The organism is Rhodococcus sp. NPDC058639 (assembly GCF_042717545.1).
Taxonomy (GTDB): Bacteria; Actinomycetota; Actinomycetes; order Mycobacteriales; family Mycobacteriaceae; genus Rhodococcus.
This window is the reverse complement of sequence record NZ_JBHXRF010000004.1, coordinates 420,633-438,463: the sequence shown is the minus strand read 5'-3', so window position 1 is coordinate 438,463 and position 17,831 is coordinate 420,633. Positions and strand designations below refer to the sequence as shown.

15 protein-coding genes are annotated in these 17,831 nt (G+C 68.2%); 8 read left to right on the top strand and 7 right to left on the bottom strand.

Features of this window, described 5'->3' with window-relative positions; genetic code table 11:
* The 3 genes from ACFWU2_RS10350 (at position 1) to ACFWU2_RS10340 (ending at position 4,716) form a co-directional block, all read left to right on the top strand.
* Positions 1-1,755 (top strand): ABC transporter substrate-binding protein, encoded by a 1,755-nt coding sequence (locus ACFWU2_RS10350; RefSeq protein WP_378604883.1) that lies wholly within the window; start codon positions 1-3, stop codon positions 1,753-1,755.
* A gap of 26 nt (positions 1,756-1,781) precedes the next feature.
* Positions 1,782-2,309, top strand: a complete 528-nt coding sequence (locus ACFWU2_RS10345) for an adenine phosphoribosyltransferase (RefSeq protein WP_378605206.1) — start codon at positions 1,782-1,784, stop codon at positions 2,307-2,309.
* Positions 2,310-2,409: 100 nt separating this feature from the next.
* Positions 2,410-4,716 carry a RelA/SpoT family protein gene (locus ACFWU2_RS10340; RefSeq protein ID WP_378604880.1) on the top strand — a complete coding sequence of 769 codons (2,307 nt, stop codon included), beginning with the start codon at positions 2,410-2,412 and terminating at the stop codon, positions 4,714-4,716.
* Between the two features lie 9 nt (positions 4,717-4,725).
* Here the strand turns inward: ACFWU2_RS10340 and ACFWU2_RS10335 are convergent, their stop codons facing one another.
* Positions 4,726-5,523 carry a peptidylprolyl isomerase gene (locus ACFWU2_RS10335; protein WP_378604877.1) on the bottom strand — a complete coding sequence of 266 codons (798 nt, stop codon included), beginning with the start codon at positions 5,521-5,523 and terminating at the stop codon, positions 4,726-4,728.
* Positions 5,524-5,675: 152 nt separating this feature from the next.
* On the opposite strand from ACFWU2_RS10335, the gene ACFWU2_RS10330 reads away from it, so the two are divergent.
* Entirely contained in the window at positions 5,676-6,236 is a 561-nt protein-coding gene (locus ACFWU2_RS10330; protein ID WP_378605201.1) for a dihydrofolate reductase family protein, read from the top strand.
* Positions 6,237-6,314: 78 nt separating this feature from the next.
* Here the strand turns inward: ACFWU2_RS10330 and ACFWU2_RS10325 are convergent, their stop codons facing one another.
* Positions 6,315-7,100 carry a peptidylprolyl isomerase gene (locus ACFWU2_RS10325; protein ID WP_378604874.1) on the bottom strand — a complete coding sequence of 262 codons (786 nt, stop codon included), beginning with the start codon at positions 7,098-7,100 and terminating at the stop codon, positions 6,315-6,317.
* On the bottom strand, positions 7,100-7,981 hold the full coding sequence (locus tag ACFWU2_RS10320; protein WP_378604871.1) for a peptidylprolyl isomerase: 882 nt from the start codon (positions 7,979-7,981) through the stop codon (positions 7,100-7,102). The genes ACFWU2_RS10325 and ACFWU2_RS10320 overlap by 1 nt, the downstream gene beginning before the upstream one ends.
* A gap of 149 nt (positions 7,982-8,130) precedes the next feature.
* Here ACFWU2_RS10320 and ACFWU2_RS10315 point away from each other — a divergent pair, with 149 nt between their 5' ends.
* Genes ACFWU2_RS10315 through ACFWU2_RS10305 form a run of 3 tightly spaced genes read left to right on the top strand, consistent with a single transcriptional unit; the run spans position 8,131 to position 10,802 of the window.
* On the top strand, positions 8,131-8,814 hold the full coding sequence (locus ACFWU2_RS10315; RefSeq protein ID WP_378605198.1) for an MBL fold metallo-hydrolase: 684 nt from the start codon (positions 8,131-8,133) through the stop codon (positions 8,812-8,814).
* Positions 8,815-8,866: 52 nt separating this feature from the next.
* Positions 8,867-10,141, top strand: a complete 1,275-nt coding sequence (gene hisS, locus ACFWU2_RS10310) for a histidine--tRNA ligase (protein WP_378604868.1) — start codon at positions 8,867-8,869, stop codon at positions 10,139-10,141.
* The gene (locus tag ACFWU2_RS10305) at positions 10,128-10,802 is read left to right on the top strand and encodes a hypothetical protein (protein ID WP_378604865.1); all 675 of its coding nucleotides are present in this window, start codon (positions 10,128-10,130) and stop codon (positions 10,800-10,802) included. The genes hisS and ACFWU2_RS10305 overlap by 14 nt, the downstream gene beginning before the upstream one ends.
* A 48-nt stretch (positions 10,803-10,850) precedes the next feature.
* Here the strand turns inward: ACFWU2_RS10305 and ACFWU2_RS10300 are convergent, their stop codons facing one another.
* The 4 genes from ACFWU2_RS10300 to ACFWU2_RS10285 form a co-directional block, all read right to left on the bottom strand.
* The gene (locus tag ACFWU2_RS10300; RefSeq protein ID WP_378604862.1) at positions 10,851-13,430 is read right to left on the bottom strand and encodes a glutamate--cysteine ligase; all 2,580 of its coding nucleotides are present in this window, start codon (positions 13,428-13,430) and stop codon (positions 10,851-10,853) included.
* A gap of 82 nt (positions 13,431-13,512) precedes the next feature.
* Positions 13,513-14,745, bottom strand: coding sequence for a hypothetical protein (locus tag ACFWU2_RS10295; protein ID WP_378604859.1), 1,233 nt, complete (start codon positions 14,743-14,745; stop codon positions 13,513-13,515).
* Entirely contained in the window at positions 14,742-15,077 is a 336-nt protein-coding gene (locus ACFWU2_RS10290; protein WP_378604856.1) for a type VII secretion target, read from the bottom strand. The genes ACFWU2_RS10295 and ACFWU2_RS10290 overlap by 4 nt, the downstream gene beginning before the upstream one ends.
* Positions 15,078-15,199: 122 nt before the next feature.
* Positions 15,200-16,510, bottom strand: a complete 1,311-nt coding sequence (locus ACFWU2_RS10285) for a lactate 2-monooxygenase (RefSeq protein WP_378604853.1) — start codon at positions 16,508-16,510, stop codon at positions 15,200-15,202.
* Positions 16,511-16,710: 200 nt separating this feature from the next.
* Here ACFWU2_RS10285 and ACFWU2_RS10280 point away from each other — a divergent pair, with 200 nt between their 5' ends.
* Complete coding sequence (locus ACFWU2_RS10280; protein ID WP_378604850.1) at positions 16,711-17,742, top strand: Rv2578c family radical SAM protein; 1,032 nt, start codon at positions 16,711-16,713, stop codon at positions 17,740-17,742.
* Positions 17,743-17,831: the final 89 nt, after the last annotated feature.

Below are 17,831 nucleotides of genomic sequence, written 5' to 3'. Positions count from 1 at the left end.
ATGCCGGTGACCGAGTGGATTCAGCGAACGCACGCCTCCCGCCGGAGGGGCCGGCCACGACGCGCGGCGCTGGGCATCGCGCTTGCGGTAGTCGCGGCGGCAACGATCTCGTGCGCCACGGAAGAAGAACGTGTGCACTCGATCGGCTACGCCATCGACAACACGGTGACCAGCTACAACGCCAACACGGTCGACGGTGCGGCGTCAGGAGCCCGGCAGGCGTTCACCCGGGTACTGCCGGGCTTCGGGTACATCGCGCCGTCGGGCTATGCCGTCTCCGACACGGACATCGGCACCGCCACCGCGGTACCGGGCGATCCGTTCACCGTGCAGTACCGGCTCTCGCCCGACTCGGTCTACTCGGACGGCGTGCCGATGTCGTGTGACGATCTCGTGCTCACCTGGGCCGCCGCGAGCGGCCGGTTCACCACACCGGATGAATCCGGCGGGCAGGTCAACGTGTTCGACTCGTCCCGGCGCGGCGGGTACGCCGACATCGACCGCGTCGACTGCCAACCCGGATCGAAGGACGCGACGGTCGTGTTCAAGGGCGGCCGCGGCGACGCGGACTGGAACACGCTCTTCGGTGCGACCGAACTGATGCCCGCCCACATCGCCGCGCGGCAGGCGGGTGTCGCAGACCTGGTCGGCGCGATCAACGGCAACAACCTCGACGAGGTCCGTCGCATCGCCGAGTTCTGGAACACCGGATGGTCTCTCACGCCGGGCGAATTCGACCCCGCGTTGTTCCCGTCCGCAGGCCCGTACCGCATCGAGTCCTACACCGCGGAGGAAGGACTCGTCCTGGTCGCCAACGAACGGTGGTGGGGCAACGCACCCGGCACCGACCGGATCGTCGTCTGGCCGAGAGGGACCGAGATGACGGCCGCGGCCGAGAGCGGACAGATCCAGGTCGTCGACGTCGGCGCCGGATCCATGAGCGAGGCGCACAGGGTGGTCGGCGCCGTCGAATCGTCCACGGTGATCTCCCGCAATCTCGAACAGATCGTGTTCGCCACCCGCGGGGTCTTCGAGAACCCCGCCGCGCGCCGTGCGTTCGCGCTGTGCGTTCCCCGCACCCAGTTGTTCGACGAACTCGGTGCCTCGGGCGCGGGCTCGGGCTTCGCGACGGGCCCGGTCTCCTCGCGTCTGCTGGCCACCGATTCACCGTTGTACCCGCAGACGGCGGGTCCCGCCGAGCGATACCTCCAACCGGATCTCGAGGCGGCGCGCGGTGAACGCACCGCGTCCGGTCAGGACCGCATGGAGGTCCGGATCGGCTATCTCACGCCGGACGACAGGCGGGCCCGAACCGTCGAACTGATTGCCGCGTCGTGCCGCGACGCAGGGATCGACGTGGTCGACGCCGGATCGGAGTCGTTCGTCCCGTCCCAGCTGGGAACCGACGTTGATGCCGTGCTCGGCGGTACCGCCGCGGCGGCAGGTTCCGGTGGCACTGCCGACATGGACATCGCGCGCGGCGCGCTGCACTCGGGTACCGGCAGCAACATCGGCGGATTCGCGAACGGGCGAGTGGACGAGATTCTCGACGGACTGCTCGTCGCAGGCGACCAGCAGGGCGTCTCGGGTCTCGTCGGCGACGGCGAACGGATCCTGTGGGACGAGATGCCGACTCTGCCGCTGTTCGTGCAGCCCCGCTCGATCGGTTTTGCGTCCGGGCTGGCGGCCGGGGTTCCGAATCCCACCACCGCGGGTTCGGGCTGGAACATGGACCGGTGGATACTGACAGGATGAACGTTTCTCGGACCGCTTCCTCCGATTTGATCGACCAGGCCGCCGCCGCCGTCACCGCCCACACGCGGTGGGTCGACGATTTCCCGACCCCGGGTGTCCGATTCGCCGATCTCACGCCGGTGTTCGCCGACGGTCCGGCGTTCTCGTCGATCATCACCGCTCTGTCCTCGGTCGCGCCCGGTGCAGAACTCGTCGCCGGGATCGACGCCCGCGGGTTCCTGCTGGGCGGTGGCATTGCCCGCGATCTCGGCGTCGGTGTCCTGGCGGTGCGCAAGGCCGGCAAGCTTCCCCCGCCGGTGCAGACGTGCGAGTACACCCTGGAATACGGCACTGCCGCCATCGAGATCCCGGGTGATTCCAAGATTCTGCACGGGCGGCGGGTACTGATCGTCGACGACGTGCTCGCCACCGGCGGCACGCTCGGCGCGACCGTCGAACTCCTCGAACGCGCCGGCGCCGACATCGTCGGGGTCACCGTGGTGACGGAGATCGAGGCTCTGGGCGGACGTGCGCGGCTCGCGGGGTACCCACTGACCTCGCTGGTCCGGATCTGAGTACTACAGTTGCGGCAGGTACCGGTGGACCGGCCGTGCCCCGTACGTCCGGACAGGATCTGTCCGGACTCCGGGCGCGCGGCCGAGATGGGAGAGTGGCATGACCCAGAATCTTGATCGGTCCCAAGGCTCCGGACCGACGCCGACCCCGGCGTCGACGTCCGCATCCCGCCGTGTGCGCGCCCGCTTGGCACGCCGCATCACCGGGCAGCGCGGTACCACCTTGAAGCCGGTCCTCGAACCGCTCGTCACGATCCATCGCGAGCTGTATCCGAAGGCCGACCTGTCGCAACTTCAGCACGCCTACGACGTCGCGGAAGAACGCCACGCGAATCAGAAGCGCAAGTCCGGCGACCCGTACATCACCCATCCCCTCGCGGTCTCGACGATTCTCGCCGAACTGGGCATGGACACCACAACTCTCGTGGCGGCACTGCTGCACGACACCGTGGAGGACACCGGCTACGCGCTCGAAGACCTCACCGCCGATTTCGGTGAGGAGGTCGCACACCTCGTCGACGGTGTGACCAAGCTGGACAAGGTGGTGCTCGGTAACGCCGCCGAGGGCGAGACCATCCGGAAGATGATCATCGCGATGGCCCGGGACCCCCGGGTACTCGTGATCAAGGTCGCCGACCGGTTGCACAACATGCGCACGATGCGGTTCCTGCCGCCGGAGAAGCAGGCGCGCAAGGCGCGAGAGACCCTCGAGGTCATCGCACCCCTCGCACACCGGCTCGGCATGGCGACCGTCAAGTGGGAACTCGAGGATCTGTCGTTCGCGATCCTGCACCCGAAGAAGTACGAGGAGATCGTTCGTCTCGTCGCGACGCGTGCGCCTTCGCGCGACACCTATCTGGCGAAGGTCCGGGCCGAGATCAATCAGACGCTCGCGGCATCGCGCATCGACGCGGTCGTCGAGGGCCGCCCCAAGCACTACTGGTCGATCTATCAGAAGATGATCGTCAAGGGCCGCGACTTCGACGACATCCACGACCTGGTCGGTGTGCGGATCCTGTGCGACGAGATACGCGACTGCTACGCCGCGGTCGGTGTCGTGCATTCGCTGTGGCAGCCCATGGCCGGACGATTCAAGGACTACATCGCCCAGCCGCGTTACGGGGTGTACCAATCGCTGCACACCACCGTGATCGGCCCCGAGGGCAAGCCTCTCGAGGTGCAGATCCGCACGCACGAGATGCACCGCACCGCGGAGTTCGGCATCGCCGCGCACTGGCGGTACAAGGAGACCAAGGGACGGCACTCGGGCGACGTCGGCGAACTCGACGACATGGCCTGGATGCGGCAGTTGCTCGACTGGCAGCGGGAAGCCGCGGACCCGGGCGAGTTTCTCGAGTCGTTGCGGTACGACCTCGCCGTCAAGGAAATCTTCGTCTTCACCCCGAAGGGTGATGTGATCACCCTGCCGTCCGGTTCGACGCCCGTCGACTTCGCGTATGCCGTGCACACCGAGGTGGGGCATCGCTGCATCGGGGCACGTGTCAACGGCCGTCTCGTCGCCCTGGAGCGCAAACTCGAGAACGGTGAGGTCGTCGAGGTGTTCACCTCGAAGGACCCGAACGCCGGCCCGAGCCGCGACTGGCAGTCGTTCGTGGTGTCGCCGCGTGCGAAGGCGAAGATCCGCCAGTGGTTCGCGAAGGAACGGCGCGAAGAGGCGCTCGAGTCCGGTAAGGACGCGATCGGGAAGGAAGTCCGCCGCGTCGGCCTGCCGTTGCAGCGCCTGATGAACGCCGACCTGATGCTCGGTGTCGCCCGGGAACTGAAGTACTCCGACGTCTCGGCCCTCTACACGGCCGTAGGCGAACACCACGTCTCGGCACACCATGTCGTGCAGCGCCTCGTTGCACTGCTCGGCGGTGTCGGAGGGGTGGAGGAGGAACTCGCCGAGAGGTCGACGCCGTCCACCATCCCCACCCGGTCGCGGCAGAGCGGCGATTCGGGCGTGCTGGTGCCGGGTGCACCGGGCACCGTCTCGAAGCTCGCGAAGTGCTGCACACCGGTGCCGGGTGACGAGATCATGGGGTTCGTGACCCGCACCGGTGCGGTGAGCGTGCATCGCACCGACTGCACCAACGCCGGTTCGCTGCGTGAGCAGTCGGAGCGGATCATCGACGTCGAATGGGCGCCGTCGCCGTCGTCGGTGTTCCTCGTGGCGATCCAGATCGAGGCACTCGACCGGCACCGGCTGTTGTCGGATGTGACGAAGGCTCTCGCCGACGAGAAGGTCAATATCCTGTCCGCCTCGGTGACCACGACCGGTGATCGAGTTGCGGTGAGCCGCTTCACGTTCGAAATGGGCGATCCCAAGCACCTCGGCCACGTGCTGAACGTGGTCCGCAACGTCGAGGGTGTCTACGACGTGTACCGGGTCACGTCTGCGGCCTGACAGACGGGGTTATCGCACCGCCTCGATGGTCACAGGCGTGATCGGCGTGCCACCGCCGAGCGGATTGGTGCCGTCGTTGCCGGATGCCGCAGCCGCGTCCAGCACCGGCAGGCCCGCGTCGGCGACGCGTCCGAACACGGGGTAGTTCGGACGCAGCAGCGAGTCGCCGAGGAGCAGGAAGAACTGGCTTCCGTTGGTGTGGGCCACGCCCGTGTTGGCCATCGCGACCGTGCCACGCGGGTACACGACGGCTGCGGGCCGGTGGGGCTGTCCGTCGTAGGCCGGCACCGGATACTCGTCCGCGAACGTGTATCCGGGCCCGCCCGTGCCGGTCCCGGTCGGGTCACCGCATTGGTAGAGGTGGCTGCCCGGATCGTTGGACAGGCGGTGGCACGAGGTTCCGGTATAGAAACCTCGCTCCGCGAGACCCACGAAATTGTTGACCGCGCACGGGGCGAGCGACCGGTCGAGGACGAGGGGAACCGGCCCGGCCGACGTGTCCAAGGTCAGATTCACGACGCCGGAGGTGGGTGCGGTCGACGGCGGGTGGGTTACGGGGGCTTCTCCCCGGTCGACGTAGGTGCAGGAGACCGTCGCCGCGGCGGGACGCGGTACAGCGGGCAGTGCGGGGTAGACGGACATGTCATGGGGTGGTGCGCCACGCGTGCTGGACTCCCCGGCGGCGAGGACCGGGGCCGTCTTGCCTTCGTCACTGCTACAGCCGGTCGCGAGAACCGGTACCGCGGCGACGAATACCGCGAGAACGAGGCGTACCAAGTGCGTACGCACAGAAGTGTCGAAGGTCACAATTCGGGGAGCGTAGCCTACGCGGTGACGAACGGATAGGGACGTGATGTCGTCTCGTCGGATGACATGCCCGCGTCCGAGCGCCCCTCGATGAGTTCGCTCCCCGGCCGGGGTCGGTACGGGTGAAGAACCCGACTACCTCGGGAGGCGCGATGCGCAGACTCGCGATAACCCAGAACATCACCCTCGACGGATCGATCGAGATCCTGGACGACTGGTTCTCCCCGCCCACGGACGTCGAGGAAGCCGATGAGGACCTGCTCGAGGAGACCCGTGCGCAGTCCGGGGAATCCGACACGATGCTGCTCGGCAGGCAGACATTCGAGGACTTCCGTAGTTACTGGCCGCTGCAGCGCGACGATCCGACCGGGGTGGCCGAGTACCTCGACAATGTGGACAAGTACGTGGTGTCGTCGACCCTTCGCGATCCCGCCTGGCAGAACACCACGATTCTCTGCGGAGACCCGATCGAACAGGTCCGCGCGCTGAAGGCCGGTCCCGGCCGGGACATCGTGACCATCGGAAGTATCACGTTGTGCCACAGCCTCATCGAGGCGGGCCTGGTCGACGAGTACCGGCTGTTCGTGTTCCCGGTGGTGCAGGGCCGGGGTCGTCGGCTGTTTCCCGACGGGTACACGCGGGCCGCGCTGCGTCTCCTGGATTCGCGGAGGTTCCGAGGAGGAGTGGCGCTCGCGCGGTACGAGGCGACGTGAGAGTGTCCCGAGACGACACCGGCCGCCCGTCCCGGCATACGGGAGCGGACGACCGGCGGTCGTGAGGACAGGTGGGGATCAGCCCTCGACGGTCACCGATTCGATCTGTACCCCGCGGTTCGGCGCGCCGCCGCCGGCGGCCATCGAGCCGTCGTCACCTTCGGCCGCAACTTCTTCGATCACGGCGAGCCCGGCTTCGTCCACGGTGCCGAACACGGTGTAGGACGGCGGAAGCTGCGAATCCGCGTACACGAGGAAGAACTGGCTGCCGTTGCTGCCCGGCCGTCCCGTATTCGCCATGGCGACGGTGCCGCGCGGGTAGATCACGGGCTGCCGAAGCTGCGCGTCACCCTGCTGGTAGAGGTTCTCCGGGTACTCGGTGTCGAACCCGTATCCGGGCCCTCCGGTCCCGGTGCCGCTCGGATCTCCGCACTGGAGGACCTGCAGCCCGGGAGAGGTCACCAGACGGTGGCACGGCGTGTCGTCGAAGTAGCCCTGCTCGGCGAGCGAGACGAAGCTGTTGACCGTGCACGGTGCTTCCGCCCGGTCGAGTTCCAGCCCGATCGGCCCCACGCTGGTGGTGAGGGACACGCCGACGGTTCCGTCTGCGGGTACGTCCGTTGCGGCCGGAGCGCTCACGTCACGAGCAGGGTCACCGGACGGGGTGTAGGTGCACGACACCGGGTCTCCGCCCGCGGGACGCTCGGGCAGCGCGCCCGTGTACTCGGGTGACTGCGCCGCACCGCTTGCCGTCGCCGATCCGGACGGGGAGGCTGCGGTGTCGTCACCCCCGTCGTCCGAACATCCGGTCAGGATCAATGCGAGCCCAGCGCCGACGGCGAGGGTGGTACGGAATCGAGTCATCAGTCCATCCTGACCGAGGTGAGTGTCGTCGCTGCCGCGGGGGCACCATCGGCGGCCCCGCCCGAGACACCCGCGCCGGCGATCTTGTCGAGCGTCGCGAGGCCGGTCTCGTCGATCGTGCCGAACACCGTGTACTGCGGGGGAAGTACGGAATCGCCGTACACCAGGAAGAACTGGCTACCGTTCGTACCGGGACCGGCGTTGGCCATCGCTACCGTTCCGCGCGGGTAGACCACCGGCTCCTGCGACGCGGGGTCGTCCGCCGCGTACTGGTCGGTGGGGAACTCGTTGGCGAATTCGTACCCCGGGCCGCCCGAACCGGTACCCGTCGGGTCGCCGCACTGCAGCACCTGCAGCGACGGCGACGTGGTCAGGCGATGGCAGTCCGTGCCGTCGAAATAGCCCTGCGCCGCGAGCGACAGGAAGCTGTTGACCGTGCACGGGGAGTCGTCGTTGTGCAGCATCAGCCCGATGTTGCCCTGCGTGGTCTCCACGCTCACGCTGATATCGGTGTTGTTTTCGCCGGTGGTCACGATGCCCTCGGTGCGCGGCGGTTCCGCCGGTTTCGCAGGGTCACGTCCGTCGGCCGGGTACTCGCAGTTCACCGTCTCGGGCAGCGGTTCGGAGCGGCCCGCGGGCAGTGCCGGATACTCGCTGTCGGTCTCTGCTGTCGTCTCGGCCGCGGACGCATCCGTCGCCGTGTCGTCCTCACTCCCGGTGATCGACCAGAGGGCGGCGACGACCACGACGACCACGACGACGCCGAGCGCCGACAGCGCGATCGTCATGCGTCGGCGCTTGCGCTCGCGTTCGGCCCTGTGCTCGAGCTGCCGTTCGAGTTTGCGTTTCGCGGCGTTGCGCCGCTGTGCGTTGCTCGGCACTGCAGTTGTCCTCCCGTGAACCGATCGATGGTGTGCCCGCGCTCTCGGGCCGAGTCGAGTTTGCCACCCCAACCTGAGAGCGAAAGGACGGGGCGCTGCGCCTACTCTGTAGGGGACCGCGAATGCCCACACTCGTAGGAGCGATACCCGTGCTCGTGACCGGATTCCCTGCCGGGATGTTCCAGACCAACTGCTACATCCTCGCGCAGGACAACGCGAAGGAGTGCGTCGTCGTCGATCCCGGACAGGATGCCGCCGAGCCGTTGGGCGAATTCCTCATCGGCTCCGATCTCGCGCCGCGCGCCGTGTTGCTCACGCACGGCCATCTCGATCACATGTGGTCGGCTCGAGCTGTCGCCGACCGTTACGAGATCCCCGTCTACATCCATCCCGGCGACCGGATGATGCTCACCGACCCGCTGCAGGGCATGGGGTCGAGCCTCGCGCCCTTCCTCGAGGGAGTCGAGTTCGTCGAGCCGCAGGAAGTCGTCGAGTTCGCCGACGGCGACGAGATCGAGCACGCAGGCATCGAGTTCGTGGTGGACCACACGCCCGGCCACACCCAGGGGTCGGTGGTGCTCCGCACCCGCACCAGCACCCCGGACGGTGCCGGCCTGCAGGTAGCCCTCACCGGCGACACCCTGTTCCAGGGCTCGATCGGCCGTACCGACCTGCCCGGTGGCAATCACGAACAGCTCCTGGACTCGATCGCGCGCAAGCTGCTCGTCCTCGACGACTCCACTGCGATCCTTCCCGGACACGGCGGGTCCAGCACGATCGGCCAGGAGCGTACGTCGAACCAGTTCCTGGTCGGGCTCCCGCAGCCTCGCTGACGGCTTCGCGCCGCCGGCACCATCGAACCGCCCACGAGAGAAAGCAGTACCAGTGAGCAAGGCCTCTACGTTCTCGGCGCCCAAGGGTGTGCCCGATTACGTTCCCTCGCAGTCCGCGGAGTTCGTCGCCGTGCGTGACGGCTTGACCCGAGCTGCGCGACTCGCCGGTTACGGGCACATCGAGTTGCCGATCTTCGAGGACACCGGCCTGTTCGCGCGGGGGGTCGGTGAGTCGACCGACGTCGTCTCCAAAGAGATGTACACCTTCGCCGACCGCGGTGACCGCTCCGTCACGCTGCGTCCGGAAGGTACCGCGGGCGTGATGCGTGCGGTCATCGAGCACGGCCTCGACCGCGGGCAACTGCCCGTCAAGCTGTCGTACGCGGGTCCGTTCTTCCGGTACGAACGGCCGCAGGCAGGCCGCTACCGTCAGCTCCAGCAGGTGGGCGTCGAGGCGATCGGTGTGGACGATCCGGCGCTCGACGCCGAGGTCATCGCGATCGCCGACGCCGGATTCCGGAGCCTCGGTCTCGAGGGATTCCGGCTCGAGATCACCTCGCTCGGCGACCAGACCTGCCGACCCCAGTACCGGGACCTGCTGCAGGAGTTCCTGCTCGCCCTTCCGCTCGACGAGGACACCCGCCGACGCGCCGAGATCAACCCGCTGCGGGTGCTCGACGACAAGCGTCCCGATGTGAAAGCGATGACCGCGGACGCTCCGCTGATGCTCGATCACCTCTCCGACAGTGCGAAGGCACATTTCGACGAGGTGCTCGGTCATCTCGACGCGCTCGGCGTCCCGTACGTGGTCAACCCGCGGATGGTGCGCGGACTGGACTACTACACGAAGACGACGTTCGAATTCGTGCACGACGGCCTCGGCGCCCAGTCGGGCATCGGTGGCGGTGGACGGTACGACGGGCTGATGGAACAACTCGGCGGGCAGGCGCTGTCGGGCATCGGATTCGGGCTGGGCGTCGACCGCACGATCCTCGCCCTCGCAGCCGAGGGCAAGACGGCCGGAAACCCGGCGCGCTGCGAGGTGTACGGGGTGCCGATGGGCGACGCGGCCAAGGCTGCCCTCGTCCCGGTCGCACATCGCTTGCGCGCGGCCGGGATCCGCGTCGACCTCGCCTACGGCGGGCGCGGCGTCAAGGGTGCGATGAAGGCTGCGGACAAGTCCGGTGCCGTGGTCGCGCTGGTCCTCGGCGAGCGCGAACTCGAAGCGGGGGAGATCGTCCTCAAGGATCTCCGCAACGGTGAACAGCAGACCGTGCCGCTCGCCGATGTCGTCGCACGTGTGGGGCAGGTCGTTGCCGGCGGATGACGGTCGCGGCGGCTCGGCTGGGCGGGGCCGGGGCGGTTCGCCCGCAGCGGTGTCTCTCGATCTGATCCCTGCCCGTTTGCTGCGACCACGTGTTCGGAAGGTCGCGCTGGTAGCGATGGGGATCGGACTCCTCGCGGGCGTACTCGTCTACCTCATCGCCCCGTTGTGGGCCGCGATAGTGGTGGGCGTGCTGGTGGCGGCCCCGCCGACGATCGGTGCGTTCGCCGCGACCCACCGCCATTTGCGGATCGACGGCACGGTCGTCACCGTCTCGGGAGTGCTCCGTTCCCGGAGTGTGGATCTTCGGCACCTCGCGGGGGTGGAACTCCTCGTCCGGGTGGCGCGCGTGTCCCAAGTGGTGCTGCGGGTCAACGACGGCAACCACAGCCTGGTGATGATTCCCCTCGCGCTGTACGCCGGTGAGGGAGCGCGCGAACTCGATGTGCTCGCGTTACGCACCCTCGCCAATGCGCTCGCCGCGAGCGAACTCGCACCGGCAGCGGCGATCTCGTCGGTCCTGGTGGAACAACTCCGCGCCGAAGCACGCGACGCCGGCCTCGGCGAACGACCGCTCTACCGGGCGATCGCGCTCGCCCGGGACGCGGGACGTGTTCCTCAGACCACCCTGACCGATCACGAAGTGGCCTCGCTCATCGACTGAGCAGGACCGTGGGAGGACGCGCGGCGGGTGCGGGTCGGTTGCGCGGTTTCAGGACTCGAGAATCCAGGTGTCCTTGGTGCCACCGACCCGCGACCGGTCGACGATCGCGCTCCCCGTCGGCGCGACGCGGGTGAGCAACGCCGGTGAGACCTCGGCGGACACCGAGGAACCGGACGCGACGAGGTGCACGAACGCACGCAGATCGACCGCACGAGGATGCACCGTCTCGCCGTCGAACGTCGGGTGCGTCGATGCCTGCACCATCTCGTGGGCGACGAACCGTTCCGGACGTGACATCACCTCGTGGCGGCGCCTGTCGAGTTCGACGGCGTCGGCCTCCGGACCGATCATGACCTCCGCGTCGTCGCTGCTGTCGACGGGTTCGACGACCAGTTCGTCGAGGTGGGCGAGAACATGGTCGCGATGCGCACGGTCCGCGCACACCCACGTGAAGACTTGGTCGAGCAACGGACGCTGTCCCAGGTAGTACTCGATCATCGCGGGCACGTAGCGGAAGACGGCCTTGTTGTCGGCCACGCCGTTGCCGAGTGCGTTGGCCAGCGTGAGGGTTCCGGCGCGGATCGCCCCGAGAAGTCCCGGTCGCAGCGGCCGCCCGTCGTAACCGACCGACGACAACAGCCTGTCCTCGCCGATGCGTGTGTGGAGGACGTCCACCCGCGTGAGGGACGGCCCGTGCTGGATGTAGGTGATGTCGTCGCGCACGACCAGCTCGTCGGTCTGCACGAGCTCGATTCCTGCGTGGTCGGCGATCATGGTGTGTTCGAACCAGCCGGGGTCGTGTCCTCCCGCACTCAGGACGGCAACGGTGACGTCGTCGCGCGCTGCCGGGGGAGCAGCTTCCCGCAGAGTTCGGGCGATTTGAGCCGAAACCGTCTCGACTTCGACGACGCCGGTCGCGGGCCACAGATCACCGAGGAAACGCCGCGTCATCGCACGGTGTGCCAGCGCATGTCCCGTACCCGACGGACTGCGCAGGTGGTCACCGAGCACAACGAAGCGCTCCGGTGCGGTGCAGGCGAGGTCCACGGCGGAGATGTGGGCTCGCACCGCGCGCCCCTGCGACACCTTCCCGGTGTTGCGGTAACGCCGGGCGAGATCGAGAACCCCCGGCGGAATCACACCGGATGCGACGATCTCCCCGCGGCCGTAGATATCGACGAGAAAGCTGTTCAAAGCGGTCGCACGCTGCTCGAGCGCGCGTTGAAGGTGTTGCCACGCGTCAGCGGTGATGATCCGGGGCACCACGTCCATGGGGAACGGCTGGGGGCCGCCGGCGCCCCGCGCCCGGAAGGTGAGCTTCTCCGCGCGCTGCGTATGCCCGATGTCGTCCTGCACCGTTCGCAGCGCGGTAGCGCCGAGCCGCGACAACGACTCGACCGTGCGCAGGTAGACGGGTCGTGGCGCACCGTCGGCGTCGATCGCTTCGTCGTACGGCGAATCGTCACCGGCAGACCGGTACCCGTGGAACAAGGTGCGGGGCGGCTGGGTCGCGGCCCCGGCCGACGAGGGGCAGCCGGCGGTTTCGGCAAGCAGATGATCGATGACGTCGGTCAGTTTTCCCCTGTGGCGCAACACCCTTCGCTGCCGGGCGGCCGAACTTCCGCGCGTGGCAGCGTCCGACGCGAGCTGCGACACCAGGTCCCAGTCGCCGTTCTCTTCGAGTTGCGGCCGCATTGCGTCGACGAACCGGGTGAGAATGTCGACTGCGGGGCGGGGGAGTGACACGTCGAGATCGACGAGTTCGCCCTCCATGCCGCTTCGCGCCGCTCGCCACATCGCCGCCCGCACGAGCGTCGGCGACGGGACCGGAGGGGCGTCTCCCGCACGCACCGCCGCGATTTCCCGGTCGACGAGAGCACGGTAGAGACCGGTGACGAGCGTGATGGTGTCCACCGAGGGGCAACTGTCGCACACGCGCAGTTCTAGGGTGGGCAGATGCGAGGAGGGGCGCACATCGAAATAGACCATTCCGGGATCGGTGATGACCCCGCTCGACACCAGGTCGGCGACGAGTTGGTCGTACTCGGCGGCAGACGACACCGGTGCCGCAGGTCCGGTGGTGGGCCATCGGATCCACATCAGCGGCCGGACGCTCGAGTATCCGGTGTCGGACCCGTCCGGCCAGAACGGTGAGCTCGCGCTGAGCGCGAGGAACAACGGAAGGTGAGGCGTGACTCGGTGTGCCACCCGGATCGCTTCGTCGCGGTCGAACATCTCGACGTGAACCTGGGTTCCGCAGATCAACTGTTCGCGTGCGAGCAGTTGGTAGTCCGTGAGCATGCGGCGGAACCGGGGCGTCTCGGTGACCCGGATTTCCTCCGGAACAGCCAGGGCAACCGATCCCGCTGCGACCACACCCAACCCCATCGTCGCTGCGGTGGAGATGAGAAACTCGCGCTTGGCCTGGAGATCGGCCCGTAATGCGGCGAGACGGGTATGGACGCCGCTGTTGGCTTCCACGACGCACCGCTGCATCTCCGCGACGTAACTCGCGTCGGACAGACGGTCGAGCAGTTCGGGTGCGCGCGGAACGAGACGTCGCGTCCTCACGTCGACGAGCTGGAATTCCTCTTCGACGCCGATCTGCCTCGGATGCACATCGACCACTCTCACGACGGTACGCGAGAGGACCTTCGTTCCGGCGGTCCTTCGGAACCGCAGGCTCGGGCCGGCTTCTGTGTGCTGCCGCTCACCACGTGTGGTCGCCGCCGATGACCGCCGGAGTCACCAGCGGTAAGTCGCCGACCACGTCCGTGCTCGTTGCCGCGGCGACCAGGAAGCCGGGGGTGGTGCGGTGTTCGCCGTCGTTTTGACGCGCACCCCCGGTCGACGGGAGGGCACCGACCATCGATCCACGTCCCGTCGTTCCTGCGGTACCCGCCGCGCCGGCGCCACCCGGCGCCCCGGGCGTCATGCCCGCGCCCGGCACAGCAGGGGGGAGGCCGACGGGGCTCGACCCGGCGGCCCCGTAACCTGCGCCCGGCGTTGCGAAGGCGGACGACATGCCTCCGCTTGCAGCAGTGCTCGGTACGGTGTGCGGGAGCGTGTGCCCCGCGGGGACGGTCGGTGCGTATGCGGAGGGTGTGGTGGAGGCATCGCCACCCGGCCCGGCGGAACCGGCGAGGGTGGAGACCGTTCCGGTGACTGTCGAGACGGTGTCGGTCGCGAGCCCGGAAAGCGCCCGCGGGTCGGTGAGCGCCGTCGCCACCGGCGCCGGCACCGGGATGGGCGTGGTCAGCGCAGTCATCGCCCCGGTGTGTCCCGCGAGCTCGCCTCGGGTCCGAGCGACGACGGCGAGTGCGGCGTGCACGTGTTCGATCGCCGAGGCGATCAGCGCCGCCTGCCCGGGCGGCGTGATCGTGACCGGGGCAGCCGCAATCGCGATCGACACGAAAGAGCTTGCAATACCGGTCAACTCGATGTTTCCCCGCTCGACGCTCGCGGTTGCTGCGCGCGTCACAGCGCCGATCCGGTCGCCGCGGTCGGCGAGTTCGACGCTCGCCTGCCGGGCACGATGGCCGTGATCGGCGGCAGAATCTGCGGTCGAGCCCTCCCACGATTCGGGAAGAGCGTGAAGTGCGCTGCGTCCCAGCGCCGTCGCGTTCTCGAGGAGCCGGGACCCCTGCTGCAGCACGGCCGAAGGATCGAGTGCCTCGACGACGCCCGTGCCGAAGAGCGAGCCGAGTTCGGTGAGCGGTCGCAGGAACTCGTGGAGATCGGGCAGGACCGGAACCGGAATCGACTGCAGCAGTTCCGTGATCGCATTGGCGTCGGGCAACTGGGGAAGCTCACCCGGGGGTGGCGGTGCGGGGCACGTGAGCACCGGGAGCGGCGCGTCGAGCACCGGTCCGACAGGAGACGCACGGAGTGCGTCGAGAACGGTCGGCGCCGGCGGGAGAGCAGTGTGCACGGCCTGGTTCACAGTGCCCCCGTTGCCTGCGACAGTGCTGTTGCGGTGGTGACATCGGCGCTTTCGTACCCGGCTGCGGCCTCGTGCGCCGCGATCCCGCAGGAGCCGTACGCGAGAGCGAGCTGCCCCACGGCGCGGGTGTGCTCGGACTGCGCTGCGCCGAAGACGCCGAGGAACTCGGCGCCGATCAACCCCAACGCCGGGCTGAGCGACGCGATGTTCGCATGCAGATCGATCGCCCCGGCTTGTGCGACACTCTCGGCCGCGTGCAGATTCGTGGTGCCGAATGCCCTGATTCCCTCTGGCACCACCCGGATTCCGGCACCGGGAAACAAACCGCTCATCGAACCCCCCTCGAAGATCAGTGTGCCGAGCACTGTAGCTCGAGGCACCGAGGTCGGCGAGGTGGAAGGCGGGCGTTCGGCAGCCGTGCGCATCCCGATCGGTGCGTCCTCGGCGCGGACCGTCAGAACGACGGATTAGGGCGAACGAACCGCTCGTCGATGTCGGTGATCGACCCGGCCCCGGCCAGCGCCATGGTGAGATCGAACTCGGCGATCACGTTGCGGATCACTTCTTCGACCCCACGCTGCCCCGCGACGGCCAATCCGTACATGTAGGGCCGGCCGAGCAGCACGGCGTCCGCACCGAGCGCGAGCGCGACGAACACATCGGATCCGCTTCGAATACCGCTGTCGAGCAACAGCGTAGGTTCACGTCCGATTGCGGCCCGGATCTCGGGAAGTGCGTCGAGCGACGCGATCGACCCGTCGATCTGGCGTCCGCCGTGGTTCGACACCACGATCGCGTCGACACCCAGATCGACGGCGCGGCGGGCATCGTCGGGGTGCAGAATTCCCTTGAGCACGATCGGCAGGCTCGTCCGGTCGCGGAGGGTAGCGAGATGCTCCCAGCTCAAGCCCGGATTCGAGTAGATGTCGAGGAACGTCTCCGCGGCGGCGCGGGGCTCCGGCGAACGCAGGTTGTCGAGGAACCCGCCCGGATGGTTGCGCGTCATCGAGATCAGCGTGCGGATCGCGCCCACGGTGACGTCCGGGCGGACCGCGACCGCATTCCGGGCGGCCTCGATCCGCTGCCGCACGATCTCCCGGAAACGGGGATCGGAGGTGTACTGGGCGATGCCCTCCCCTCGGGCGAAGGGCAGCGAACCGAGTGTCAGATCCTGGGGACGCCACCCGAGCATCGTGGTATCCAAGGTGACGACGACGGCTTCGGCCCCGCTCGCCTCCGCCCGATGCAGCAGGCTGTCGACGAGATCCTCGTCGGAACTCCAGTACAGCTGGAACCAGTGTGGGGTCGTGCCCATCTCGGCGGCGCACTCCTCCATCGGACTGCAACCCTGATTCGAGAAGATGTACGGCACGCCGGTCGACGCCGCTGCCCGCGCGATCGACAGGTCGCTGTCGCGGGCCATCAGCGCACCGGCGCCCACAGGGGCAAGCAACAGCGGCGACGACAACGACGTGCCCGCCACCGTCGTGCTCAGGTCACGCTCGGTGACACCGTGCGCCATCTGCGGAACGATCGCCCACCGGTCGAACGCGCGCCGGTTGTTGTGCATGGTGCGCCCCTCGCCGGCGCCGCCGGCGACATACGCCCAGGCCCGCGTCGAACTGGCGCGGCGCGCCGCTCGTTCGAGATCGCCGAATGCGGTCGGTACTGCGGGCCGGCGACCCAGCGCGCCGCTGCGGTAGACAACGCCTTGGCGGTCGCGGCCGGGACCGGCGGCGGTCACACGCACGGTGGGTTCGCTCACGAGTTCCCCTTTGCTCGGGCGCACAAGTGCACCGATCCTTCCGCAGAACGGCGGAACAGGACACTACTACGCCGACGGGGGATCGCCCCCGCGGCCGCGACCGTCCCGTTCCAGATCGATCCCGCATCGTTCGGCAACCCGAACGGAAGTCTCGACGATTCTCGATTGACAGGTCATCGCACACATGTTCGACTGTGTGTATGCGGTGGGCGGCTCAGACAGTGGATGCGGACGACGGAGCCCTGCCCGGACTGGATTGGGCGGGCCTCGTCCGCAGCGTGCAGACCCCCGAGTTCGAAGGAATCACGTTCCACGAGGTGCTCTGCAAGAGCGCGCTCAACAAGACCCCCGAGGCATCACAACTGCCCTTCCGTTACACGGTCAACACCTTCCGAGGGTGCAGCCATGCGTGCCGGTACTGTTTCGCCCGGCCGACGCACGAGTATCTCGATCTCGATGCCGGCCACGACTTCGACAGTCAGTTGGTCGTCAAGACCAACGTGGCCGCTGTGCTGCGACGGGAACTCGCGCGCCGGTCGTGGACCCGCGAGCACGTCGCGCTCGGCACCAATACCGACCCCTACCAGCGGGCGGAGGGGCGATACCGGCTCATGCCCGGGGTCATTCGTGCCCTCGCCGAATCGGGCACACCCTTCTCGATACTCACCAAGGGCACGCTCCTGCGCCGCGATCTGCCGCTGCTGACACTCGCTGCCCGGCAGGTCGACGTCCGCCTCGCGGTGTCGCTGCCGATCGGCGACCACGACCTGCAGCAGCAGATCGAGCCGGGCACCCCGTCGCCGAGGGCGCGGCTGGATTTGATTCGCGCCATCACCGACAACGGGTTGTCGTGTCACGTGATGGTTGCGCCGGTCATCCCGTTCCTGACGGATTCGAGCCGCCACCTCGACGAACTCTTCGCAGCCCTCGCCGCTGCCGGTGCGTCCTCCACGACCGTGATCCCGATGCATCTTCGCGGTGCCACCCGCGGGTGGTTCCTGTCGTGGCTCGGGCAGGAACATCCTGCGCTGTTGCGGCGTTATCGCGCGCTCTACGGGCGCGGTGCGTACGTGTCTCCGGAATACTCGCGCTGGCTCGACGACCGGGTTGCCCCACTGGTCGAGCGCTACGGACTCGGCGGCCGGAAACTCGAGCATCGGGAGATCCCGCCGGTGTCGTCCGAGCACGGTAGGAAAAACGCCGGCACGGTCGCCGCGCCGACCCTGTTCTGACTCTCTCCCGGCCGGGAAGCGTTGTCCGCCGGAGCATTGCGGTGTAACCTCGTGGCCGTGAACACCGGGCCGGCATCATGCCACACACG